We start from the raw sequence: 755 nt of genomic DNA on the forward strand, positions 1-755 counted from the left end.
AGAAGAAGTGGCCGTTGTACTTTCGGCACCGGGTAAAACGACGAACAAGTTAGTAGCAGTCATTGAAGGTGCACTTCGCAATGGTGAAGCTGAGCTGCAAATCAATGAGTTGGAAGAGTCGTTTAAAACGCTTTTTGCTGATATCCAAGCGGTATTGCCTAACCTAGAAGGTGCGGCGTTCGATAACCAAGTTAAAACCTCTCTTTCTCAACTGCGTCAGTTTGTGCACGGCATTAACTTACTTGGTATGTGTCCAAACAACGTCAATGCTCGCATCATCAGTAAAGGTGAGCGAGTTTCGATTCAATTGATGAAGGCGGTACTGGAAGCCAAAGGACAAAAAGCGAACCTCATTGATCCTGTTGAATATCTGTATGCGAAAGGCGATCACCTAGAAGCCATGGTGGATGTTGATGTATCGACACAGAACTTCCGTCAAAATCCTCTTCCTAAAGATCATGTGAACATCATGCCGGGCTTTACTGCGGGTAATGAAAAAGGCGAATTGGTGACGCTGGGTCGTAACGGTTCTGACTATTCAGCGGCAGTATTAGCGGCTTGTTTACGTGCTGATTGTTGTGAAATCTGGACGGACGTGGATGGCGTTTACAACTGCGATCCTCGATTGGTTGAAGATGCACGACTGCTTAAGTCACTCAGCTATCAAGAAGCAATGGAGCTTTCTTACTTCGGTGCATCCGTTCTGCATCCGAAGACCATTGCTCCTATCGCGCAATTCCACATTCCATGTCTGA

Annotated in this window: 1 protein-coding gene; it reads left to right on the plus strand. The window is 46.2% G+C overall.

Going from position 1 to position 755, the window contains the following annotated elements; genetic code table 11:
- Positions 1-755 (plus strand): aspartate kinase (locus R7Z50_RS26870; RefSeq protein ID WP_318149665.1); only part of this gene is annotated, 755 nt, incomplete at both ends.

This window comes from Vibrio sp. 1249-1, assembly GCF_033340495.1.